Origin of the sequence: Paraburkholderia sp. J7 (assembly GCF_905220155.1) — a bacterium.
Lineage (GTDB): Bacteria > Pseudomonadota > Gammaproteobacteria > Burkholderiales > Burkholderiaceae > Paraburkholderia.
Genome location: NZ_CAJMYZ010000010.1, coordinates 67,093 through 89,322, shown reverse-complemented (window position 1 = coordinate 89,322; position 22,230 = coordinate 67,093). Strand labels below are relative to the sequence as shown.

Annotated in this window: 20 protein-coding genes; 11 read left to right on the top strand and 9 right to left on the bottom strand. The window is 64.7% G+C overall.

Annotation, left to right across the window (positions count from 1 at the left end):
• Positions 1-68 precede the first annotated feature (68 nt).
• The 4 genes from U5A58_RS17750 to U5A58_RS17735 all read right to left on the bottom strand — a co-directional run bounded on the left by U5A58_RS17750 (position 69) and on the right by U5A58_RS17735 (position 3,647).
• Complete coding sequence (locus tag U5A58_RS17750) at positions 69-1,037, bottom strand: 3-hydroxyacyl-CoA dehydrogenase (protein WP_321962422.1); 969 nt, start codon at positions 1,035-1,037, stop codon at positions 69-71.
• 2 nt (positions 1,038-1,039) lie between these two features.
• Positions 1,040-1,741 carry an SDR family oxidoreductase gene (locus tag U5A58_RS17745; protein WP_321962421.1) on the bottom strand — a complete coding sequence of 234 codons (702 nt, stop codon included), beginning with the start codon at positions 1,739-1,741 and terminating at the stop codon, positions 1,040-1,042.
• Between the two features lie 46 nt (positions 1,742-1,787).
• Positions 1,788-2,840 (bottom strand): cyclase family protein, encoded by a 1,053-nt coding sequence (locus tag U5A58_RS17740; RefSeq protein WP_321909492.1) that lies wholly within the window; start codon positions 2,838-2,840, stop codon positions 1,788-1,790.
• 63 nt (positions 2,841-2,903) lie between these two features.
• The gene (locus U5A58_RS17735; protein ID WP_321962420.1) at positions 2,904-3,647 is read right to left on the bottom strand and encodes an IclR family transcriptional regulator; all 744 of its coding nucleotides are present in this window, start codon (positions 3,645-3,647) and stop codon (positions 2,904-2,906) included.
• Between the two features lie 290 nt (positions 3,648-3,937).
• On the opposite strand from U5A58_RS17735, the gene U5A58_RS17730 reads away from it, so the two are divergent.
• Positions 3,938-5,260 carry an MFS transporter gene (locus U5A58_RS17730; RefSeq protein ID WP_321962419.1) on the top strand — a complete coding sequence of 441 codons (1,323 nt, stop codon included), beginning with the start codon at positions 3,938-3,940 and terminating at the stop codon, positions 5,258-5,260.
• A gap of 79 nt (positions 5,261-5,339) precedes the next feature.
• Here the strand turns inward: U5A58_RS17730 and U5A58_RS17725 are convergent, their stop codons facing one another.
• Entirely contained in the window at positions 5,340-6,305 is a 966-nt protein-coding gene (locus U5A58_RS17725; RefSeq protein WP_069266119.1) for a LysR family transcriptional regulator, read from the bottom strand.
• A gap of 163 nt (positions 6,306-6,468) precedes the next feature.
• Here U5A58_RS17725 and U5A58_RS17720 point away from each other — a divergent pair, with 163 nt between their 5' ends.
• A complete protein-coding gene (locus U5A58_RS17720; protein ID WP_321909483.1) occupies positions 6,469-8,754 on the top strand; it encodes an NADP-dependent malic enzyme in 2,286 nt (761 codons plus the stop codon).
• 84 nt (positions 8,755-8,838) lie between these two features.
• Here the strand turns inward: U5A58_RS17720 and U5A58_RS17715 are convergent, their stop codons facing one another.
• A complete protein-coding gene (locus U5A58_RS17715; protein ID WP_321962418.1) occupies positions 8,839-9,108 on the bottom strand; it encodes a hypothetical protein in 270 nt (89 codons plus the stop codon).
• Between the two features lie 328 nt (positions 9,109-9,436).
• On the opposite strand from U5A58_RS17715, the gene U5A58_RS17710 reads away from it, so the two are divergent.
• Positions 9,437-9,802, top strand: coding sequence for a hypothetical protein (locus U5A58_RS17710; RefSeq protein WP_321909479.1), 366 nt, complete (start codon positions 9,437-9,439; stop codon positions 9,800-9,802).
• 30 nt (positions 9,803-9,832) lie between these two features.
• Here U5A58_RS17710 and U5A58_RS17705 read toward each other — a convergent pair whose 3' ends face one another.
• The 3 genes from U5A58_RS17705 to U5A58_RS17695 all read right to left on the bottom strand — a co-directional run bounded on the left by U5A58_RS17705 (position 9,833) and on the right by U5A58_RS17695 (position 12,518).
• Positions 9,833-10,381: an N-acetyltransferase family protein gene (locus tag U5A58_RS17705; protein WP_321933648.1), complete on the bottom strand. Its 549-nt coding sequence runs from the start codon at positions 10,379-10,381 to the stop codon at positions 9,833-9,835.
• Between the two features lie 53 nt (positions 10,382-10,434).
• Entirely contained in the window at positions 10,435-11,025 is a 591-nt protein-coding gene (locus U5A58_RS17700) for an XRE family transcriptional regulator (RefSeq protein ID WP_321962417.1), read from the bottom strand.
• A gap of 101 nt (positions 11,026-11,126) precedes the next feature.
• Positions 11,127-12,518 (bottom strand): nucleobase:cation symporter-2 family protein, encoded by a 1,392-nt coding sequence (locus U5A58_RS17695; RefSeq protein ID WP_321962416.1) that lies wholly within the window; start codon positions 12,516-12,518, stop codon positions 11,127-11,129.
• Between the two features lie 168 nt (positions 12,519-12,686).
• On the opposite strand from U5A58_RS17695, the gene U5A58_RS17690 reads away from it, so the two are divergent.
• From U5A58_RS17690 to rhmD, 8 genes are all read left to right on the top strand, one after another.
• Positions 12,687-13,466: a DeoR/GlpR family DNA-binding transcription regulator gene (locus U5A58_RS17690; RefSeq protein ID WP_321962415.1), complete on the top strand. Its 780-nt coding sequence runs from the start codon at positions 12,687-12,689 to the stop codon at positions 13,464-13,466.
• A gap of 279 nt (positions 13,467-13,745) precedes the next feature.
• Positions 13,746-15,296, top strand: a complete 1,551-nt coding sequence (gene glpD / locus U5A58_RS17685) for a glycerol-3-phosphate dehydrogenase (protein ID WP_321962414.1) — start codon at positions 13,746-13,748, stop codon at positions 15,294-15,296.
• 107 nt (positions 15,297-15,403) lie between these two features.
• The gene (gene glpK / locus U5A58_RS17680) at positions 15,404-16,906 is read left to right on the top strand and encodes a glycerol kinase GlpK (RefSeq protein ID WP_321962413.1); all 1,503 of its coding nucleotides are present in this window, start codon (positions 15,404-15,406) and stop codon (positions 16,904-16,906) included.
• Between the two features lie 114 nt (positions 16,907-17,020).
• The gene (locus tag U5A58_RS17675) at positions 17,021-17,737 is read left to right on the top strand and encodes an MIP/aquaporin family protein (RefSeq protein WP_042261976.1); all 717 of its coding nucleotides are present in this window, start codon (positions 17,021-17,023) and stop codon (positions 17,735-17,737) included.
• Positions 17,738-17,956: 219 nt separating this feature from the next.
• Positions 17,957-18,820 carry a fumarylacetoacetate hydrolase family protein gene (locus U5A58_RS17670; protein WP_321962412.1) on the top strand — a complete coding sequence of 288 codons (864 nt, stop codon included), beginning with the start codon at positions 17,957-17,959 and terminating at the stop codon, positions 18,818-18,820.
• Positions 18,817-19,569, top strand: coding sequence for an SDR family NAD(P)-dependent oxidoreductase (locus tag U5A58_RS17665; RefSeq protein ID WP_321962411.1), 753 nt, complete (start codon positions 18,817-18,819; stop codon positions 19,567-19,569). Before U5A58_RS17670 ends, U5A58_RS17665 begins: the two co-directional genes overlap by 4 nt.
• A 96-nt stretch (positions 19,570-19,665) precedes the next feature.
• A complete protein-coding gene (locus tag U5A58_RS17660; RefSeq protein ID WP_321962410.1) occupies positions 19,666-21,024 on the top strand; it encodes an MFS transporter in 1,359 nt (452 codons plus the stop codon).
• Positions 21,025-21,048: 24 nt separating this feature from the next.
• Entirely contained in the window at positions 21,049-22,227 is a 1,179-nt protein-coding gene (gene rhmD / locus U5A58_RS17655) for an L-rhamnonate dehydratase (RefSeq protein WP_321962409.1), read from the top strand.
• Positions 22,228-22,230: the final 3 nt, after the last annotated feature.

The following is a 22,230-nucleotide window of genomic DNA, read 5'->3' as shown; positions in this document are numbered from 1 at the left end:
AAGTGTCTCTGTCTGAATCGTAATAGTTGTCGGGTCTCTTCGGCTCTCGGCGCGTGCGTTCGAGGCGCTTATGAGTCGTCGTGGCTTCGGGTCTTGCGATGGCGGGCGAGGTGCATGAGCTGGCGGTCACGCCAGCCCACACGCTCGTCCCATTGATCGAGCGGCAGCGCCGCGCGTCTTGCGGCCTCGACCTGTGCGACGAGTTCAGGCGTCCACGGGTCGTGCTGGCCGCGTTCGGCGCCCATGCGTGCGTACGATGGGCCCATCTTCTGCGCATGCGAGGCGATGCCGCCGCGCGTGTTCAGATCGACGGTCTCGAACGGACCGATCACCGACCAGCGCGGGCCGAGGCCTTCGCGCATCACGGTGTCGATGTCTTCCACCGACGCCACGCCGTCGCGCACGAGGCAATACGCCTCGCGCAGCACCGCGCCTTGCAGGCGGTTGAAGATGAAGCCTTCCACCTCGTGCTTCACGCGCACGGGCTTCATGCCCGCTTCGGCGTAGAGCGCGATGGCGCGCGTGGCTGCGGCTTCGGACGTGAAGGGGGCGGGCACGACTTCGATCACGGGCACGAGGTAGGGCGGGTTGCCGGGGTGAGCGACGAGGCAGCGCGCGCGGCCCGGCAGCGTTTCGTCCACGAATTTCGAAGTCGCGAGAAACGACGAAGCGCTCGCGAGGATCGCTTCGGCAGGCGCTGCGCGGTCGAGCTGCGCGAAGATCTCGCGCTTGAGTTCGGCGCGCTCGGGCGCGCATTCCTGCACGAGATCGGCCTGCGCCACAGCGGCTTCGAGCGTATCGAAAATCGCTACGCGCGCGGCGATGTCGCTCGCGCTTTCGTCGAGCAGGGCGTAGTGCGTGAGATCGCCAAGGCGCAGTGCAATCTCTTCAGGCGCGGCGGCGCGGCGCGCAGCGTCGGGATCGTAGAGACGCACGCGCCAGCCGGCCCGCGCGAAGCAGATCGCGAACGCCACGCCAATGCTGCCCGCGCCGACAATGCCGGCGCGCCGCTGCGTGGGCGTATCTGGGGCCGTCATCGTCAAACCCCAGCGACGCCAACGGTCATGCCGCCGCATACGTAGAGCACCTGGCCGGTCACGAAGCCGCTGCGCGCATCGAGCAGATACGAAGCGGCGTGCGCGACGTCGTCGGGCGTGCCGACGCGCTTCACCGGTACGGCATTGATGATCGCCTCGGTGCGCGGGGTGCCGGGCGGATTGGCGCGGTCGAACAGTTCGGTGCGGATGGGGCCGGGGCCAATGGCGTTCGCGGTCACGCCGAACGCGCCCAGTTCCAGCGCCCACACACGCGTCATGCCGATTAGCGCGGCCTTGGTGGCCGAGTAGGCCGTGCGCAACTCTTTGCCGAGCGCGGCGCGCGACGACATGTTGACGATGCGTCCAAAGCCCGCGGCCTTCATGCCGGGCAACAGCGCCTGCATGCACTGCTGGGCGCAGCGTACGTTCAGGGCCCAGGCGCGTTCGAGTTCTTCGAGCGTCTGGTGCTCGGCGTCGTTGGGCACGACCACGCCCACGTTGTTGATGAGGCGCGTGATCGGGCCGCCCTCCAGCGCGCGCTCGAGTGCGGCCGCCGTTGCCTGGGTGTCGGAGAGGTCGGCGATGATGCCGTCGCCCACGCGGTCGATGACGACGGCTTCGTAACCGTCGGCCTCGCAGCGCGCCGCGCACGCGGCGCCGATGCCGGCGGCGGCGCCGGTAATCAGGACTCTTTCTTTAGCCATGTTTTCTCGGGAAATCGGGTAAAACAAAGGATTGCGAATTAGTTCGTCAAACCGTTGCCACCGGCGTGACGGGCGAGCCCATCGCGCCCGGTAGCCGCAGCGGCGGCGCGGTGAGCATGAATCGCGAGCGCTTGTGTTCGCGCAGCCACAAAGCGAGATCGCGCAAATACCAAAGCTCGCCCAGCGGCAGGCCGAGCTTGAAGAGGCAGTGGTGATGCAGCGGCATGAGCGGGTGGTCGCCAGGTGTGGCCGGCGCGCGCGCGGGATAACGTTCGACGGCGTAGTTGTCGGCGGCGAGCGCGGCGATGCCTGAGTCGGTGATCCATTGCAGCAGGCGTTCGTCGCGTCCGTCGAGTGCGCTGCAGTGGCTCGACAAAACGGCCTCGTCGGGCTGGCGGTTCATTTCGAGCACCATCTCCGCGAAGCCGGTACGCAGCACGAGCATGTCGCCGCGCTCGACCTCCACGCCGTCCGCCTCGATCACGCGCATCAAATCGTCGTAGCCGACGGTGCGAAACTCGCGGCCAAAATGCGCGGCGAAATCGATCAGCACGCCGCGGCCTTGCATGCCCTTCACCGCAAGATGCTCGATGCCGAGCACATCGGCATGGCTATGCTCGCCGCCACAGGCGTGGGGCGCGAAGTTGTCTTCGGCGCGATATTCCATCGGGCCGACCACGTCCACGTTCGCGCGATAGCCGTTGTAGTAGACGCTCTCGGCCATACCGTCGCCGTTGGCGTCGAAGCGCGCGCCCACATGCGCGAGCGAATCCCACTGCGTGGAGTACTGGAGCGAGAGCAGCACCTGATCGTCGCTCACCACGTCGGTTGCGCCCGCAACGTTCCGCGCGAACGGGAAGTTCACATACGGCAGGCCGTCGCGAAAGGTGGGGCGCAGCACCGGCGGATGGCGGCGCACGTTGAGCTTGCTGTCACCGGGGAAGTCGAGCGGCAGAGAGAGCGTGAACGTGAGCCCGGCCCGAATTTCCTGCGCGCCCTTGAGCACCTGCTGCGCGCCGATGAGATTGGGGCGGCCCAATTGATCGTCGGGACCGAAATCGCCCCAGTTCGAGCCTTCCGGCCGGTTCTTCCAACGCATGCTTTTGCCTCCACTTCGGGATTTCCGCGCTCGCGCGACGCTACATCGGGTGCCCGAGGGGTCTCAGGCGGCGAGGAGCGACGGCGGGATTTGCGCGTACACCTCGAGCAGCGCCTTCACGGCGTTCTGCTCGTTGTTCAGAAGACGCGCCTTGGGCGCGCCGATGACGAGCGCAAACGCCTCGCCGTGAATCAGGAAACCGCGCGCGAGGCCGGCTACGTCCTCCACGCTCTCGCCCGTCGAGCGGTGCCAGCCTTCCGTCACGCCCTGTTCGACATCGCGCTCGAACGCGGCGCGGTCGATCGCTGCGCCACTGGCCGAGTGCAACTGCGGCTCGAGACTGTCGAGCAGTTTGCGGCGCGCGGTGGGGGCGAGCGCACCGAGCAGCGCCTTGCCCGCAGCGCTCGCGATGGTCATGAAGCCGCCCGGCTCGTCGCTGTAACGGATCTTCTGGCGCGACTCCATCACGTCCAGATAGACCACGCGGTTGCCCGCGAGCGTGGCGAGCGCGGCGGTTTCGCCAGTGGCGTCGCGCAGCGCGGAAAGCAGCGGCTGGAACATCAGCGTGAGCGGGTCCTCGCTGCAGATGTCGCGCGCCACGTGCAGCAGACGCTGCGTAGGGTAGTAGCCCGCCTTCACGCCCGGCGCGTACAGATAGCCTTTGGCCACCATCGTCTGCAACAGCGCGTGGCAGCTCGACAGCGGGATCTCGGTTCGACGCGCAATTTCGCTGTAGATCATCGGCTGCCGGACTTCGGCAAAGAGGTTGATCACGTCGAAGACGCGCACTGCGGTTTTCACATCCATGAGAGTATTATCGGCATACCGATAACAAGCTGACAATACGGTTACGGGTAAACACCTAAGTCGCCGCAATCGCGGCCCGCTCGGGCGGCGGGAGGGCTGAGGGTTATCCCTTGGTTGACGCTAGCGAACGACCGTTTCATAGTCCGCACCTTCTGGCGCTTTGTTCGATAAATGAAAGGTAGTTCGAAAGGCGAACGTGATCGCAAGGCACTTTCGAATCGGATAGGCCCGGGAAACGGCGCGTTTCGCTCTGGAAACCGCCGCTCGAAATCGAAATCTGGAGACGTCTCTTGGCAGCAACCTCCCTCGACACCCAGCATCGCCAGGCTCGCAAGGCGGGCATCGCATCGTTCGTCGGCACGACGATCGAGTGGTACGACTTTTACGCGTACAGCACCGCGGCCGCGCTCGTGCTCGGTAAGCTGTTTTTCCCATCGACGAATGCGCTGATCGGCACGCTGGCCGCGTTCGCCTCGTTCTGGGTTGGCTTTCTCGCGCGCCCGATTGGCGGCATCGTGTTCGGCCACCTCGGCGACAAGGTGGGCCGCAAGAAAACGCTGATCGTCACGCTCATGCTGATGGGCGGCTGCACCACGCTCATGGGCCTTTTGCCCACGTACAACCAGGTGGGCGTGCTCGCGCCGGTGCTGCTGATCCTGCTGCGTCTCACGCAGGGCATTGCCATGGGCGGCGAATGGGGCGGCGCGGTCGTGCTTTCCTCGGAACATGCGCCCAAGGGCAAGGAAATTTTCTATTCGGCGTTCGCGCAGCAGGGCTCGCCCGCGGGCAATCTGCTCGCCACGGTCGCGTTTCTCGTGATTTCCATGCTGCCCGACCACCAGTTCATGACCTGGGGCTGGCGCGTGCCGTTCCTGATGTCGGCGGCGCTGGTGGCCGTGGGGCTCTTTATTCGCATGAGCGTGGACGAGTCGCCCGCCATGAAGGAGTTGCAGGCGAAGAACAAGGTGGCGAAGCTGCCGATCGCCGAAGTGCTGCGCCATCACAAGGGCCTGGTGGCGATGGGCGTGGGCGCCTGCGTGATCGCGCTCTCGGCCACATACTTCAAGACGACGTTCGCACTTTCGTGGGCCGTGACCTCGATCGGCTTCGACCGCACGCAGTTCCTGAGCGTCATCACGTTTGCGATTGTCGTGCAGTTGATCGTGCAACCGTTCGGCGCTGTGCTCGCCACGAAGATGGACCTCAAGAAAGCGATCGTCTACATGCTCGTGCCTGAGATCGTTGCGCTGCCCCTGATGTTCTCGATGATCGCCACCGGGTCGACGAAGCTCGCGATGATCGGCATGGCGCTCGCCTCGATTCCGCATTCGCTTTACTACGCGGCCATGGCGGGCATGCTGGCGAAGGCTTTCCCCGCGCAGGTGCGCTACACCGGCATTTCGCTCGCTTATCAGATTTGCGGCATGGTGTTCGCGGGCACGACGCCGATTCTCGGCCAGTACCTGTTGAGCGCCACGGGCAGCATTCTTTCGGTGGTGGCGCTGGGCGTGGTGCATGTGCTCATCACGCTGGTCTGCGCGCTGATGCTGGTGGCGCGCATGCAGGGCGAAGGCACGCTGGAGGCGCAGCAGGTGGTGACTGAGCGGGTTTGATCTGCCGAATACCTGTGATGCGTGGTGAACGGGGCGGGGCGATTGGGTCCGCGCCCCGTTTGCGCTTGGCGTTAGCCACTCACCCCCGCGCCTTCTCCGCCTCCTGATACAACTCGCGCAGCGACTGCCCAAAGGTGGCGTCGACGTCGCGCAGCACGCCCGCGCGCGTGAACATCGCGACCGGCGGCAGCGTCCAGTCGAGCGTGTACGGCACGATGGCCACGCCCGCGAAGTGCACGAGTTCCTCGGCAATATCGGCGGGCACGATCGACACGGCGTTCTCGTTCGTGCTGATCATTTCGCCGATCAGCCGGGACGTGTAGCTCTCCACGATCGGCACGGGCGGCGCCACGCCCGCGTGCAGGAAAAGATCGGAAATCTGCTCGCGAATGGGCGTATGGGGCGCGCCCAGTATCCAGTCGAGTTCGACCAGCTTTTCCCAGTCGAGCTTGCCGCGCGCAAGGCGCGCCGCGAGCCGCCGGCTCGCGATGAGCCGCGGCTTTTGCTGATGCAGCACCTCGAAGCGCAACTGCGAGACATCGACGGCGGAAGACGCGCGGCCGATCACGATATCGAGCGTATGGTCGCGAAGCTGCGGCAGGAGCGCGTCGCTCGTGCCTTCGTGAATCGTCATGGTGACGCGTTGCGGCAGCCGTGACTGCGTGAGGCGAATGGCCGCGGCAAGCGTGCGCCCCGAGATGAACGGAATCACGCCCACGTGCACGCGCGTGGCGTGGCCGGCCACCACGGCTTCGATGTCGCGCGCGAGGTGGTCGAGGTCGTGCAGCATGGCCTGGGCGCGCGCGAGCACCACGTTGCCGAGCGCCGTGGGCGTCATGCCGCGCGGCGTGCGGTCGAAGAGCGGCGCGCCGAACATGCTCTCCATTTCAGCCAGCGCGTTGGTGACGGCGGGTTGGCTCGTCGCCATGTGTTCCGCCACGCGCGTGAGCGAACCGTGCTGGCGGATCTGCAGGAGCAGGACCAGATGGCGCATTTTCAGGCGCGTATTCAACCGCCTTGTCACGTCGTCAATGCTGAAAGACACGATTCCCCAGGGTATTACGAAAAAATGATGGCCCCATACTAAATCAAAATGGACACGTTATGAGGGCTCTCTAGAATCGCCTCATTCGAACACGCCAGGCCGCGCCAGCCCCGATCCAGGCTGGCCAGCGCGAGCCGGGCCCCGTCCATATCGAGTGAGGAACATGAACAAGACCGATCGTCAGGCCGCGCTGGAATACCACGAATTTCCCACCCCGGGCAAGATTTCGGTGACGGCCAGCAAGCCGCTCGTCACCCAGCGCGACCTCGCGCTCGCCTATACGCCGGGCGTGGCGGTGGCCTGCGAGGAGATCGTCGCCGATCCGCAGAACTCGTTCCGCTACACTGCGCGCGGCAATCTGGTGGGCGTGATCACGAACGGTACGGCCGTGCTCGGTCTCGGCAACATCGGCGCGCTGGCCTCCAAGCCGGTCATGGAAGGCAAGGCGGTGCTGTTCAAGAAGTTCGCCGGCATCGACGTGTTCGACATCGAAGTGACCGAAAGCGATCCGGACAAGCTCGTGGACATCATCGCGAGCCTCGAAGCCACGTTCGGCGGCATCAATCTGGAAGACATCAAGGCCCCCGACTGCTTCACGGTCGAGCGCAAACTGCGCGAGCGCATGAAGATTCCGGTCTTCCACGACGATCAGCACGGCACCGCCATTACCGTTTCGGCCGCGTTCATGAACGGCCTGAAAGTGATCGGCAAGGACATTACGAAGGTCAAGGTCGTGACCTCGGGCGCGGGCGCGGCGGCGCTGGCGTGTCTGGACCTCATGGTCGATCTGGGCCTGCCGCTCAAGAACATCTGGGTGACCGACATCGACGGCGTGGTCTATCAGGGCCGCACGACGCTCATGGACCCGGACAAGGAACGCTTCGCGCAGGACACCTCCGCGCGCTCGCTGTCCGAAGTGATCGAAGGCGCGGACGTGTTCCTCGGCCTTTCCGCCGGCGGCGTGCTCAAGGCGGAGATGGTCAAGAAAATGGCCGACAAGCCGCTGATTCTCGCGCTGGCCAACCCCACGCCGGAAATCTTCCCCGAGGTCGCGCTCGAAGCGCGCCCGGACGCGGTGATCGCCACGGGCCGTTCGGACTTCCCGAACCAGGTCAACAACGTGCTTTGCTTCCCGTACATCTTCCGCGGCGCACTCGATGTGGGCGCTACGACCATTACGCGAAACATGGAAATCGCGGCTGTGCACGCGATCGCCAAGCTCGCGGAAGAAGAACTGAACGACTCGGTGGCTGCCGCGTACGGCGCCTACGATCTGCGCTTCGGCCCGAAGTACCTGATTCCGAAGCCGTTCGATTCGCGCCTGATCGTGCGTATCGCACCGGCCGTGGCGAAGGCCGCGATGGAAGACGGCGTGGCCACGCGCCCCATCGACGACTTTGGTGCGTACACGAACGAGCTGCAGCAGTTCGTGTATCACTCGGGCGCGTTCATGAAGCCGATTTTCGCGGCCGCGAAGCAGTTCGTGCGTGACGGCGGCAAGTCGCGCATCGTGTTCGCCGAAGGCGAGGAAGAGCGCGTGCTGCGCGCGGTTCAGGTGATCGTCGACGAGAAGCTCGCGCGTCCGATCCTGATCGGTCGCCCCGAAGTGCTGCTCGCCCGCATCGAGAAGTTCGGCCTGCGCCTGAAGCTCGGCGAAGACGTGGAAGTCACGAACCCTGAGTACGACGAGCGCTTCCACCAGTACTGGACGACCTATTGGGAACTGCGCTGCCGCGACGGCATTTCGAAGGAAATGGCGCGCGTGGAAATGCGCCGCCGTCTCACGCTGATCGGCGCGATGATGGTGCGCCTGGGCGACGCGGACGGCATGGTGTGCGGCACGGTGGGCGCGTATCACGACCACCTGCGTTTCGTCGACGAAGCGATCGGCATGCACCCGAACGCGAAAACGTACGCGGCGATGAACATCCTGCTGCTCGACAAGCGTACGGTCGCGATCGTCGACACGCACGTGAACGACAACCCGAACGCGGAGCAGATCGCCGAGTTCACGCTGGCGGCTGCGCGCCAGATGGAATGGCTGAATCTGCAGCCTAAGGTTGCGCTGCTCTCGCGTTCGAACTTCGGTTCGGGCAGCTCGGCTTCGGGCACGAAGATGCGTGAAGTGCTCAAGCTCGTGACCGAGAAGAATCCCGATCTGGAAATCGACGGGGAAATGCACGGCGACTGCGCACTGGACGAAGCACTGCGCCTGCGCATCCTGCCGCATTCGAAGCTCAAGGGCGCGGCGAACCTGCTCGTGTGCCCGAACGTGGACTCGGGCAACATCGCCTACAACCTGCTCAAGACGGGTGCGGGCAGCAACGTGGCGGTCGGCCCGTTCCTGCTGGGTGTGAATGCGCCGGTGAACGTGCTGACGTCGAGCTCGACGGTGCGACGCATCATCAACATGGCCGCGCTGACCGTGTTGCAGGCGAACCGCGACTGAGCGTAGACAGAGGACGCACGACCTGCGTCCTGATTAAAAAACGCGCGATGGCTTGAAGCCACCGCGCGTTTTTTCTTTGGCGGATCAGGCCGCGTTTTCGGCCAGCCGTTCGTCGATCAGGCGGCAGGCCGCGCTGTAGCCGCCCATCAAGGCGTCGATATCGGAGCTGAAGGGAAGGCCGGCGGCATTCTCGATTTTCAGGGGTGAGGGCAACGCGCACTTGTCGTTGGCTGCGATGCTCACCACGGCCGCGTAGCGAGGACGTTCGATTTCCGGACGTTCGAGCGGGAGAGTGCCGTTCGCTTCGACGCCAACGCGGATTGCGTAGCCGCGATATTCATAGGTGCGATTCATGACTGCATTGCCGTACAGATTACAGCTTGCAAGGGTACGGCACGCGAGCTTAAGTCAACCTTACGTAAGCGCTGAATGAGACGCCAGGTGGTAAGTCGAAAGGCGATGAAAGGCGCTGGTTAGTAAGGTGCGCAAAGGATTATCTTCCGATGAAAAAAGCGTATGCGCAGGCACCTTTCCTTAAGGTTCTCTTCAGCTTCGAACAGGCACGATCTCAAAACTCCGCCCCGCGTCGCACGTTGCCATGTGCGTGACATTCGCGAGGCGTAGGGTGGAACCAGTCAGACTGGATATCGTTGTCAGCGCAACTTTCTTGAGTGCAGCCCCCATGAAGCCGCCGACCGATCGCCTGCACGCGTACCTGTTCGTCGCTTCGCTTTCGGCGATCCTGATTCAGGTCGCCGTGTTCATCTCGATCCTGCTGCTGCACGTGCCCGAACGCGCCTTCGAGTCGTCGCCGTTTCGCGTCGCCGTGCTTGCGGTGACAGGCTGCGTGCTGCTCGCCGTGCGCCTTTTCGTGCGCGGGCAATCGCGGCGTGCCACGCGCGAAGCCGAGTCCCGCAACCGCAGCCAGGCGAAGCTACGTGCTACGCGAGCGGCGTGCGCTTCAAAGCGCGCGGCTCGCGCGCCGCTGCGCGCACGCCATCTCCGCAATGCCATGACCGCGGCTGCGGCCCGGTCGATCGCACGGTAACGCGCTTATCGCAGGCATTGCGCGCGAAGTTCAGCCATCCACGGGCGGGGCGGGCATCTCGAGGTTGAGCTGGTAAAAAGCGGCGTCGAGCCAGCGTCCGAACTTGAATCCCGCTTCCTTGATCGTGCCCGAGTGCGTGAATCCCAGCTTGGCGTGCAGCGCAATGCTGCCGGCATTGGTGGCGTCGATGCAGCCCACGAGCACGTGAATCTGTTCGCCACGGGCGCGGCGGATCAACTCCAGCAGCAGGCGTTCGCCGAGGCCGCGGCCGCGCTGGTCGCGGTGCACGTAGACGCTGTGCTCGACCGTGTACTTGTTGGCGGGAAACGCGCGGAATGTGCCCCAGCTCGCGAAGCCGAGCAGCGTGCCGGCTTCATCCACGGCGCCCACTACCGGAAAGCCGTTCGCGCGCTTGGTGCCGAACCATGTGGCCATAGCCTCGGGCGCGCGCGGCTTGTAGTCGTAGAGCGCGGTTGAGTTGACGATCGCGTCGTTGAGGATCTCGAGAATCGCCGACGCATGGTCCGCTTCGTTGCAATCGATGAAGCGCACGCCATCGCTCTGTGGGTTCGAATTCATAGGGAATCCTCTTTAAATGAAAAGGGTGGCAGATTCAGACGCATCAGGCGCATTCAGATACCGTTGACGTCGCAAATGGCAACGACATAGTGCGCGGCGTGCGAGCCTGGATTGCTGAAGATCAGCGGCTGATCGAGCCGCATGGCGAGACAGTCGCCCGCATGCAGCGAATGCCGCTCATTGCCCAATTCCACGTCGATGCTGCCTTCCATCACCCAGACCTGCTGGTGAATCACATTCTCGCGGCCGCCCGTTTCATAGGCGACGCGCGCGCCGGCGGGGAAATCCACTTCGACCAGCTGGATCGGCGAAGGCCAGTTGGGCGGCGACACGCTCCGGCGCATATAGCCCGACTGCGGGTCGCGCCACTGCGCCTGCTGTTCGCGGCGCACCAGGGGCTCGGCGGGCGTGCTCTCGCCGCTTGCGCCGAAGAGGCTCGCCATCGAGACCGACAGCCCCGCCGCGAGCTTTTCGAGCACCACTGCCGTGGGGCTGGCGGCGCCGCGCTCGATCATCGAGATCATCGAGCGGCTTACGCCGCTGCGCGTGGACAGCGCGTCCAGCGTCAGGCCGCGCGTGGCGCGCAAGTCGCGCACGCAGCGGGCGATACGCTCGTTGATTCCGGCGTCGGTCGGGCTGTCCATTGGGTTTGCTTCCAAGATGATGGAGTCATTATCCAGTAAATTGGAAATTACGGTCAATAAAAAAGCGCACGGCCCGGCGTCGGGGCCGCACGCTCGGCGCGTTAGCGCGTTTCCGGCAGGAACCAGTTCATCACGAGCGCGCAGATGCCGCCCGTTGCGACGCCCGACTCCAGCACGTTCTTGAGCGCATGCGGGAGGCTGGTCAGGATCTCCGGCACTTGCGAGACGCCAAGGCCCAGCGCGAGCGACACCGCGATGATGAGCAGGGCGCGGCGGTCGAGGCGCGTGCCCGCGAGAATGTTGATGCCCGAAGCGGCCACCGCGCCGAACATGACCATGGCCGCGCCGCCCAGCACGGGCTCGGGCACGGCCTGCAGCACGCCGGCCACGCTCGGGAAGAGGCCCAGCACGACGAGCATGCCCGCGATCCAGAGGCCCACGTGGCGGCTGGCGATACCGGTGAGCTGGATCACGCCGTTGTTCTGTGCGAACACGGAGCTGGGGAACGTGTTGAAGAAACCGGCGATCAGCGAATTGAAGCCGTTGACCAGCACGCCGCCCTTGATGCGCCGCATCCACACGGGACCTTCCACCGGCTCTTTCGAGACCTTGCTGGTGGCAGTGACGTCGCCGATCGCTTCGAGCGAGGTCACGAGGTAGATGATCAGCATGGGGACGAAGAGCGACCACGAGAAGCCCAGGCCGAAATGCAGCGGGGTCGGAATCTGGAACAACGCGGCTTCGCGCGCGCCGGTGAAGTCGAGCCGACCCATTGCGCCCGCAACGATATAGCCGATGGCGAGGGCGATGACGAGCGCCGTGCTGCGCACCCAGACAATGGGCACGCGGTTGAGCACGATGATGGTGCCGAGCACGAGTCCCGAGAGCGTGAGGTTCTGGACGCTCGCGAAATTGCCCTTGGCGATGGCGCCATAGCCGCCGCCCATGCTGATGAGGCCGACCTTGATGAGCGTGAGACCGATCAGCAGCACGACGATGCCGGTGACGAGCGGCGTGATGAGCCGCTTGATGAAGGGCAGGATGCGCGACACCGCCATTTCGACAAACGAGCCCGCGATGACAACGCCGAATATCGCAGCCATTACGGTTTCGACCGGCGTGCCCTGCTTGACCATGAGGCTGCCGCCCGCGATGAGCGGGCCGACGAAGTTGAAGCTCGTGCCCTGGACGATGAGCAGGCCCGCGCCGAGCGGCCCGACGCGCTTGCATTGCAGGAACGTGGCGATGCCGGAAATGACCAGCGACATCGAGACGATCAGCGTAGTGTCGCGGCTGGAAACGCCCAGCGCCTGGCAGATCAGGAGTCCCGGCGTGACGATAGGCACGAGGATCGCGAGCAGATGCTGGAGCGCGGCCACGAAGGCGATGGTCGGCGCGGGGCGATCGTTCGGGCCGTAGACGAGGTCGTGGGTGGTTTCGTTTTCGTCGGCGCCGTGGGAGGCGGCGCGCGGGGTTGATGAGGCGGATTGCATCGGGAGCGGCGGGTGAGCGGAGAAAGCGCAGCATTTTAACGGAAGCGCAGGGGGAACCCCGGGGGCGCTCGCAGCCCTGATTAATCGATGAGTAACCGGCTTTCTCCTGAATCAGGTGGGCGAGCCTTTACAATAGGCCAAGTCCTCATACGTCTGCCAAAAGAGCCAATGACACGAGATCCTCGCCTCACCCTGAACGCGCGCCAGCAGGAAATGCTCGAATGGGTGCAACGCGACGGCTTCGTCACGGTCGACGATCTCGCCTCGCATTTCGATGTCACGCCGCAAACCATTCGCCGCGACGTGAACTGGCTCGCCGACATGAATCTGCTGCGCCGCTATCACGGCGGCGCGAGTTTGCCCACGAGTGCGGAAAACGTCTCGTACAGCGCGCGGCAACACATGTTTCATGAGGAGAAGCGCCGGATCGCGGCGCTTGCGGCCCAGCACATTCCCGATCAGGCGTCGCTCTTCATCAACCTAGGCACCACGACCGAGGAAGTCGCGCGCGCGCTCAATCGTCATCAGGGCCTGCGCGTCGTCACGAACAACCTGAACGTGGCGAGCGTGATGAGCGGCTATCCCGACTGCGAAGTCATGATCACCGGCGGCGTGGTGCGGCCCTGGGACAAAGGCATCGTCGGCGAGCACACCATCGACTTCATCCGCCAGTTCAAGGTGGATTACGCGATCATCGGCACCTCGGCCATCGAAACCGACGGCACGCTGCGCGACTTCGACACGCGCGAGGTGCGCGTGGCGCAGGCCATCATCGAGCATGCGCGCACGGTCTATCTCGTCGCCGATCATTCGAAGGTCGGCCGCCCCGCGCTCGTGCGCCAGGGGCATCTGAGCCAGGTTCACGCGCTCTTCACCGACCAGCCGCTGCCCGAGGAAATGAACGAGGCGGTGCTCGCGGCGGGCACGCAGGTTCACGTCGCAGCGTAAGCCGCGGGATTTGCGTACGCGCTTTATCTGAGGCGCGCGCAGTCCGCGTGTTTTCTTCCTTTCTGATCTGAAATCCGGCGCGTTGCCTCTCGGGAACGTGTTGGCGCCCCGTTTTCATTCGCGCATGACGAACGTTCGATACATGTTCGTAGCATGTTCGTTTACGCGCGCCTTTCCATTCTTTTGTCCCGAAATCGAACCTTTACTTTTTCGTTCATGTTCGATAAATTTCGAATTCGAACATTCCGAGGTTCGTTTTTCTTTCAGGGACACAGCAGGGTGACTCAACAGAACCGGTACGATCTGCTCGTCGTGGGCGGCGGGATCAACGGCGCGGGTATCGCGCGCGACGCGGCCGGCCGCGGATTGTCGGTGCTCCTTTGCGAGCAGGACGACCTCGCCTCGCATACCTCGTCGTCCAGCACCAAGCTGATTCACGGCGGGCTGCGCTATCTCGAGTACAAGGAATTCGGGCTCGTGCGCAAGGCGCTGCAGGAGCGCGAAACGCTGTTGCGCGCGGCGCCCCACATCATGTGGCCGCTGCGTTTCGTCATGCCGCACATGCCGAACCTGCGCCCCGCATGGCTCATTCGCATGGGCCTGTTCCTCTACGATCATCTGGCGAAGCGCGAGCTGCTGCCGGGCTCGCGCGGCATCGACATGCGCCGCCATGCGGCGGGCGAGCCGCTCATCGATTCGATCCAGCGTGGCTTCGTTTATTCGGACGGCTGGGTCGACGACGCGCGCCTCGTCGTGCTCAACGCGCTCGACGCGCAGGAGCGCGGCGCGGACATCCTCACGCGCACGAAGCTGGTTTCCGCCGTGCGCACGAATGTCGCGAACGGTGCGGGTGGTGAATGGCAGGCGCTCTTGCGCCGCCCGGACGGCGGCACCTTCGACGTGCGTGCGCGCGCCATCGCCAACGCGGCCGGCCCGTGGGTGGGCGACGTGCTGCACGGCGCGCTCGGGCGCGGCGCGCAGCACAGCGTGCGGCTCGTGAAGGGCAGCCATATCGTCACGAAGCGCCTGTTCGATCACGACCACGCGTACATCTTCCAGAACCCCGACAAGCGCATCATCTTCGCGATTCCGTACGAACATGACTTCACGCTGATCGGCACGACCGACGTGGAGTATCACAACGACCCCGCGAAGGTGTCGATCGACGGCGACGAAACGCGCTATCTGTGCGAGTCGATCAACCGCTATTTCAAGCGCAAGATCTCGCCCGCCGACGTGCAATGGACCTACTCGGGCGTGCGTCCGCTGCTCGAGGAAGAGGGCGCGGAAAATGCGTCCGCCGTCACGCGCGACTACAAGCTCGAACTCGACGAAACCGCTGGCGCGCCGCTGCTTTCGGTGTTCGGCGGCAAGATCACGACCTTCCGCAAGCTCGCGGAAGAAGCTTCGGACATGCTGTGCCGCGCGCTCGGCCACGCCGCGCCTTCGTGGACCGCGGGCGCGCCGCTGCCCGGCGGCGATATCGCGAACGCGCGTTTCGAGCCCTTTGCGCAGGCATTCGCGAAGCGCCACGCGTGGCTGCCTGCCGCGCTTGCGCGCCGCTACGCGCGTGCGTACGGCACGCGCGCCGAACGTCTTCTGGGCAACGCGAAATCGCTCGCAGACCTCGGCGCCGAAGTCGCGCCTGGCATTTACGAGGCCGAATTGCGCTATTTGCGCGCCGCCGAATGGGCCACGCGCGCCGAAGATGTGCTGTGGCGCCGCTCGAAGCTGGGCCTGCATGTCGAACCGGGCACGCTCAATGGCGTGACCGCCGCAATCGATCACTGGTTTGCCGCATCAAGCGCGACGGCGACCGCGCAGCACTGAAGTTCGCCGGCACCACGCAAGCGTTTTTACGTAATACCAGGCACGTACCCCCCCGCGCCGTCCCCCACGGCGCACAATCACAACTAGTACACACGGAGATGAGAGACATGCAGGAACAGTACATTCTTGCGCTCGACCAGGGCACCACGAGTTCGCGCGCCATGCTGTTCGACCGCCAGGGCAATATCGTTTCGGTCGCTCAAAAGGAATTCGAGCAGATTTATCCGCAGCCGGGCTGGGTCGAGCACGATCCGCAGGAAATCTGGTCGACGCAGGCCGGCGTGGCCGCCGAAGCCGTCACGCGCGCGGGCCTGAACGGCACCAATATCGCTGCGATCGGCATTACGAACCAGCGCGAGACGACCATCGTCTGGGACCGTGAAACGGGCCATCCCATCTATAACGCCATTGTGTGGCAGGACCGCCGCACGGCCGACTTCTGCGACTCGCTCAAGGAGCGCGGCCTCGAAGAAAAAGTGCGCGCGAAGACCGGCTTGCCGATCGACTCGTACTTCTCAGGCACCAAGATCCGCTGGATTCTCGACAACGTGCCCGGCGCACGCGAAAAAGCGCGTCAAGGCAAGCTGGCGTTCGGCACCGTGGACAGTTGGCTCGTGTGGAACTTCACGAAGCACGAACTGCACGTGACCGACGTGACGAACGCGTCGCGCACCATGCTCTTCAACATCCACACGCGCCAATGGGACGACGAGCTGCTCGACGCGCTCGAAATTCCGCGCAGCATGTTGCCCGAAGTCCGTTCGTCATCCGAAATTTATGGTCCTACCAAGACCACGGTGTTCGCCTCGAAGATTCCGCTGGCCGGCATCGCGGGCGACCAGCAGGCCGCGATGTTCGGCCAGATGTGCACGAGCACGGGCATGGTGAAGAACACCTACGGCACGGGCTGCTTCCTGATGATGAACACGGGCACGAAGCCCATCGAGTCGAAGAACAACCTCGTGACGACGATCGCCTGGCAGATCGGCGACGAGGTCAACTACGCGCTCGAAGGCAGCATCTTCATTGCGGGCGCGGTGGTGCAGTGGCTGCGCGACGGCATGGGGATCATCAAGAGCGCGCCGGAAATCGAAGCGCTCGCCGCGAGCGTGCCGCATACGGATGGCGTGTACCTCGTGCCGGCCTTCGCGGGCCTCGGTGCGCCGCACTGGAACGCGCACGCACGCGGCACGCTGTTCGGCGTGACGCGCGGCACGACCTCAGCGCACCTCGCGCGCGCGGCGCTCGACTCGATCGCGTACCAGTCGCTCGACGTGCTGGCTGCGATGGAAGCGGATTCGGGTATCAGCGTGGGCGAGTTGCGCGTGGACGGCGGCGCGAGCGCGAACAATCTGCTCATGCAGTTCCAGGCAGACCTGCTCGGCGTGGATGCGGTACGCCCGAAGATCACCGAAACCACGGCACTCGGCGCCGCCTACCTCGCAGGCCTTGCAACGGGCTACTGGCAGAACGTGAGCGACTTGCAGAGCCAGTGGAAGCTCGACCGGCGTTTTGCTCCCTCGATGCCGGCCGCGCAGGTCGACGCCTGCCGTGCGGGCTGGCAGCGTGCGGTGCGTGCGGCCAAGGCTTGGGCAGACGACTCGCACTGAGCCGCGCGATCTGCTTTTCCAACAAATAAGCATAACTAATTAACATAACCCGCAGCGGGATCGCATGCGCTACGTGCGCATGCACCGCGCGGGCAGAGAGAGACTTCGACAATCATGTCACCCTATCTTGCGGAATTCATTGGCACGGCCATTCTCGTGCTGCTAGGTAACGGCGCCGTTGCGAACGTGCTGCTCGCTAAAACGAAGGGTAAGGGCGCCGACCTCATCGTCATCGTGATGGGTTGGGCCATGGCCGTGTTCGTGGCGGTCTACGTGACCGCCTCGTTCAGCGGCGCGCACCTCAACCCCATCGTGACGATCAGCCTCGCGCTGGCGGGCAAGTTCGCCTGGTCGAAGGTCGGCGGTTATATCGCGGCGCAGATGCTCGGCGGCATGGCGGGCGCACTGCTCGTGTGGCTTGCCTATCGACAGCACTTCGCAAACGAAGCCGATCCGGATATCAAGCTCGCGGTGTTTTGCACGGCGCCCGCCATTCGCAGCAAGCGGCACAACGTGTTGACGGAAGCGATCTGCACCTTCGTGCTGATCCTGGGCGTGCTCTATCTGGCCTCGCCGCAGGTGGGCCTCGGCGCGCTCGACGCGCTGCCCGTGGGTCTGCTCGTGCTCGGCATCGGCATTTCGCTCGGCGGCCCGACCGGCTATGCGATGAGCCCGGCGCGCGATCTCTCGCCGCGCATCATGCACGCGCTGCTGCCCATTCCGGGCAAGCGTGACAGCGACTGGCGCTATGCGTGGATTCCGGTGTTCGGCCCGCTCGCCGGCGGCGCGGCTGCGGCCGGTCTCTATCATTACCTGCACGCAATGCACTGATGCCCGTTGCGCCTGTCTCGCAGGCGCGTTGCAGTGCACAAAGCCCGCGAACGTCAAGGCGTTCGCGGGCTTTTGTTTATCTGCGTATCCATAGCGCATGACGTTTGAAAGGGCGCGATCCGGTTTCGCTATCGCCTCATGCGGCTTTCGGATTGTTCGGCTATCGCGGTGCACCTATATTGGCTGTCAACGATGCATTCCAATATCAGGAGACGCCGCATGAAGCTGGTCCGCTGGGGCAGTAAAGGGGCTGAAAAGCCGGGTGTGATCGACAACGAGGGGCGCGTGCGCGACCTCTCCGGCGTCACGCCAGACGTGGCCGGCAAGCGCCTCGGCGCAGCTGCGCTGCGCGAAATCGCGGCACTGGATCTCACCACCTTGCCGCTCGTTCCCGGCAACACCCGCCTCGGCCCGTGCGTGGGCAGCGTCGGCAAGATCGTCTGCGTGGGCCTCAACTATTCCGACCACGCCGCCGAATCGAATATGCCCGTGCCCAAGGAGCCGGTGCTCTTCCTCAAGGCAACGAGTTCCATCACCGGCCCCAACGACGACGTGCTGATTCCCCCGGGCGCGAAGAAGGTCGACTGGGAAGTCGAGCTAGGCGTGGTGATCGGCGAAGAAGCGCGCAATGTGCCGCGCGAGCGTGCGCTCGATTATGTGGCCGGTTATTGCGTGGTCAACGATGTTTCCGAGCGCGAATGGCAGATCGAGCGCGGCGGCCAGTGGGACAAGGGCAAGGGCTACGACACTTTCGCGCCGCTCGGCCCCTGGCTCGTCACACGCGACGAAGTCGCCGACCCGCAGGCGCTCGACATGTGGCTCGAAGTCGACGGCAAGCGCTACCAGAACGGCAACACGCGCACGATGATCTTCGACGTGGCCACGCTCGTTTCCTATATCAGCCAGTTCATGAGCCTGCAGCCCGGCGACGTGATCTCGACCGGCACGCCGCCGGGCGTGGGAATGGGGCAGAAGCCCGAGCCGATCTATCTGCGCGCGAGCCAGACCATGCGCCTCGGCGTGAGCGGGCTCGGCGAACAACAGCAACGCCTCGTGGCGGAACAAGGAGGGCAGGCGCAATGAATCAACTGGATCTGAAGAATCGCGTGATGGTGGTGACGGGCGGCGCACGCGGTCTGGGTTATGCCGTGGCACAACGCGCACTGCGCTCGGGCGCGGCGGTCGCGTTGTGGGACATCGACGCCGAGCGGCTCGAGCGCGCGCGCAGCGAGTTGTCGGAGCTTGGCAATGTCTCGGTGGTGACAGTCGAGTTGACCGATGAAGCGTCGGTCGAGGCCGCCGCGCAGCAAACGGTGAAAACGCACGGCGCGATTCACGCGCTCGTGAACAGCGCGGGCATTACCGGCGGCAACGGACTCACGTGGGAATTGCCCGTAGACGTATGGCGCCGCGTGATCGAAGTGAATCTGATCGGCAGTTACCTCACGTGCCGCGCCGTCGTGCCGCGCATGATCGAGCAGGGGTATGGACGCATCGTCAATATTGCCTCCGTGGCCGGCAAGGAAGGCAATCCGAATGCTTCGCACTACAGTGCATCGAAGGCCGGAGTGATCGGGCTCACCAAGTCACTCGGCAAGGAGCTTGCCACGAAGGGCGTGCTCGTCAATGCCGTGACGCCGGCGGCGGCCAAGACCGAGATCTTCGATTCGATGTCGCAGCAGCATATCGACTACATGCTCGCCAAGATCCCGATGAACCGCTTCCTGATGCCGGACGAGGCCGCTTCGATGATCGTGTGGCTCACCACGGAAGACTGCGCATTCAGCACCGGTTCGGTGTTCGATCTTTCGGGCGGACGCGCGACGTACTGAGGCGGCAAGCATGACCCGCGCGCATGGGTCTGATTGAGCGCGCGGGAACACGATAACGGCGCAGCGGTAACAGACAAGCGCCGACAGGAGACATTGATGTCGATCGAGGCACCTGGCTTGGCACCCACCCTGGCAGAAGCCGCTGGCCGCAAGGCCATGCGCCGCCTCTTGCCGTTCCTGCTCTTGATGTACGTGCTCGCGTTTCTCGACCGCGCGAATATCGGCTTCGCGCAAAAGGCGCTGCAGCACGATACGGGCCTGTCGGATGCGGCATTTGCCTTCGGCGCCGGCGTGTTCTTCGTCGGCTACGCGCTGTTCGAAGTGCCGAGCAATCTCGCGCTGCACCGCGTGGGCGCGCGCATCTGGATGTGCCGCATCATGGTCACGTGGGGCCTGATTTCCGCGGCCATGGCGTGGGTGCAGTCGCCTACCTCGTTCTACGTGCTGCGATTCCTGCTGGGCGTGGCCGAAGCGGGGTTCTTCCCCGGGATCATCTATTACCTCACGCAGTGGTTCCCGCAGTCCTCGCGTGCGCGCGCGATCGGCGTGTTTTATTTCGGCGCGCCGCTTGCGTTCATCTTCGGCGGGCCGTTGTCAGGACTTCTGATCGACATGCACGGCACCTTCGGGCTCGCGGGCTGGAAATGGCTCTTTCTCGTAGAGGGCGGCCTTGCCTCGGTCGTGGGCGTGTGGGCTTTCTGGTATCTCGTCGACAAGCCCGAGGACGCGCGCTGGCTGAACGCCGACGAACGCCGCGCGCTATGCAGCGCGATCCAGCTCGATGCGCGCGAGGCCGCCGCGCATGGTCCGCGCGATGCGCTCGCTGCGTTGTTCGACCGCCGCGTGCTCGCCTATGCCGGCATCTACGCGCTGATCCAGATGAGCGTGTACGGCATGATCTTCTTTTTGCCGCAACAGGTGGCCTCGATCGTGGGCGCATCCGTGGGATTGAGGGTGGGCCTGCTCGCGGCGGTGCCCTGGCTGTGCGCCGTGGCGCTCACGTGGATCGTGCCGCGCCGCGCGGACCGCCTGGGCGGTCATCGTGCGTGGGCTGCGCGCCTGCTCGTGATGTCGGGTGCCGGCATTGTGGTCTCGGGCCTGGCGGGCGGTCTTGGCGGCACGGCGGGCGCGATCGTCGCGATGGTCGGCCTGTGTTTCGCTGCAAGCGGCTTCATTGCGGCGCAGCCGCTCTTCTGGACCTTCCCGGCGCGCGACCTTGCGGGCGCGGCCTCGGCCAGCGGTATTGCGCTCATCAACTCGCTCGGCGGTCTGGGCGGTTTCGTCGCGCCGATGCTGCGCGCCGCCGCCGACCGGAACTTCGCTTCACACGCGGCGGGCCTCGAACTGCTCGGCCTTGCGAGCATTGCCGCCGCGCTGCTCATCCTTATCGTCGCGCCGCGCGCCGTTACCCCGGCGGCTCGTTCGTTCGAGCCGCCCGTGCGGCGCGCGCGTTAATCCACTACACAGGAGCTACGTCACATGGCCATGCCAACCATCAAACACGTGCGAGCCTTCACCGTGCGCGGCGGCGGCGCCGACTATCACGATCAACCCGACGGCCACTGGATCGACGACCACATTTCCACGCCCATGGCGCGCTATCCCGAGTATCGCCAGAGCCGCCGCTCGTTCGGCATCGACGTGCTCGGCACGCTCGTCGTGGAAGTGGAGGCGAGCGACGGCACCGTGGGTTTTGCCGTGACCACGGGCGGCGAGATCGGTGCGTTCATCGTCGAGAAGCATCTCGCGCGCTTTCTCGAAGGGCAGGTCGTTACCGACATCGAGAAGATGTGGGATCAGATGTACTACGCCACGCTCTACTACGGCCGCAAGGGCGTTGTGCTCAACACCATTTCGGGCGTCGATCTCGCGTTGTGGGACCTGCTCGGGCAGATCCGCAAGGAGCCTGTGTATCAACTGCTCGGCGGCCCGGTGCGCGACGAGCTGATGTTCTACGCGACCGGTGCGCGGCCCGACCTCGCGAAGGAAATGGGCTTCATCGGCGGCAAGCTGCCTTTGCTGCACGGTCCGGCCGAAGGCGAGGAGGGCCTCAGGAAGAACCTCGAACTGCTCGCTACGATGCGCGAGCGCGTGGGCGACGACTTCTGGCTCATGTACGACTGCTGGATGAGCCTCGACGTGCGCTATGCCACGCGGCTCGCGCAAGCCGCGCAGGAGTACAACCTCAAGTGGATCGAGGAATGCCTGCCGCCCGACGACTACTGGGGCTATGCCGAACTGCGCCGCAACGTGCCACGCGGCATGATGGTCTCCACGGGCGAACACGAGGCCACGCGCTGGGGCTTTCGCATGTTGCTGGAAATGGGCTGCTGCGACCTGATCCAGCCCGACGTGAACTGGTGCGGCGGCATGACCGAACTCATCAAGATCTCGGCGCTCGCCGACGCGCACAACGTGCTGGTGGTGCCGCACGGCTCGTCGGTGTACAGCTATCACTTCGTCGTGACGCGCCACAACTCGCCGTTCGCGGAATTCCTCATGATGGCGCCGAAGGCCGACAAGGTGGTGCCGATGTTCACGCCGCTGCTGCTCGACGAACCGGTGCCGGTGAAGGGCCGCCTCAAGGTGCCGGATGCGCCTGGCTTCGGCGTGCGGCTAAATCCGGACTGCAAACTGTCGCGTCCTTATACACATTAAGCG

Bases quoted from the DNA above. Each gene is read 5' to 3' on its own strand.
- U5A58_RS17720 (WP_321909483.1), top strand. From the start codon at position 6,469: ATGAACAAGACCGATCGTCAGGCCGCGCTGGAATACCACGAATTTCCC.
- U5A58_RS17695 (WP_321962416.1), bottom strand. From the start codon at position 12,518: ATGCAATCCGCCTCATCAACCCCGCGCGCCGCCTCCCACGGCGCCGAC.
- glpK (WP_321962413.1), top strand. From the start codon at position 15,404: ATGCAGGAACAGTACATTCTTGCGCTCGACCAGGGCACCACGAGTTCG.
- U5A58_RS17710 (WP_321909479.1), top strand. From the start codon at position 9,437: ATGAAGCCGCCGACCGATCGCCTGCACGCGTACCTGTTCGTCGCTTCG.
- U5A58_RS17700 (WP_321962417.1), bottom strand. From the start codon at position 11,025: ATGGACAGCCCGACCGACGCCGGAATCAACGAGCGTATCGCCCGCTGC.
- rhmD (WP_321962409.1), top strand. From the start codon at position 21,049: ATGGCCATGCCAACCATCAAACACGTGCGAGCCTTCACCGTGCGCGGC.
- U5A58_RS17665 (WP_321962411.1), top strand. From the start codon at position 18,817: ATGAATCAACTGGATCTGAAGAATCGCGTGATGGTGGTGACGGGCGGC.
- U5A58_RS17750 (WP_321962422.1), bottom strand. From the start codon at position 1,037: ATGACGGCCCCAGATACGCCCACGCAGCGGCGCGCCGGCATTGTCGGC.
- U5A58_RS17745 (WP_321962421.1), bottom strand. From the start codon at position 1,741: ATGGCTAAAGAAAGAGTCCTGATTACCGGCGCCGCCGCCGGCATCGGC.
- U5A58_RS17705 (WP_321933648.1), bottom strand. From the start codon at position 10,381: ATGAATTCGAACCCACAGAGCGATGGCGTGCGCTTCATCGATTGCAAC.
- U5A58_RS17660 (WP_321962410.1), top strand. From the start codon at position 19,666: ATGTCGATCGAGGCACCTGGCTTGGCACCCACCCTGGCAGAAGCCGCT.
- U5A58_RS17690 (WP_321962415.1), top strand. From the start codon at position 12,687: ATGACACGAGATCCTCGCCTCACCCTGAACGCGCGCCAGCAGGAAATG.
- U5A58_RS17735 (WP_321962420.1), bottom strand. From the start codon at position 3,647: ATGGATGTGAAAACCGCAGTGCGCGTCTTCGACGTGATCAACCTCTTT.
- U5A58_RS17740 (WP_321909492.1), bottom strand. From the start codon at position 2,840: ATGCGTTGGAAGAACCGGCCGGAAGGCTCGAACTGGGGCGATTTCGGT.
- U5A58_RS17675 (WP_042261976.1), top strand. From the start codon at position 17,021: ATGTCACCCTATCTTGCGGAATTCATTGGCACGGCCATTCTCGTGCTG.
- U5A58_RS17670 (WP_321962412.1), top strand. From the start codon at position 17,957: ATGAAGCTGGTCCGCTGGGGCAGTAAAGGGGCTGAAAAGCCGGGTGTG.
- U5A58_RS17715 (WP_321962418.1), bottom strand. From the start codon at position 9,108: ATGAATCGCACCTATGAATATCGCGGCTACGCAATCCGCGTTGGCGTC.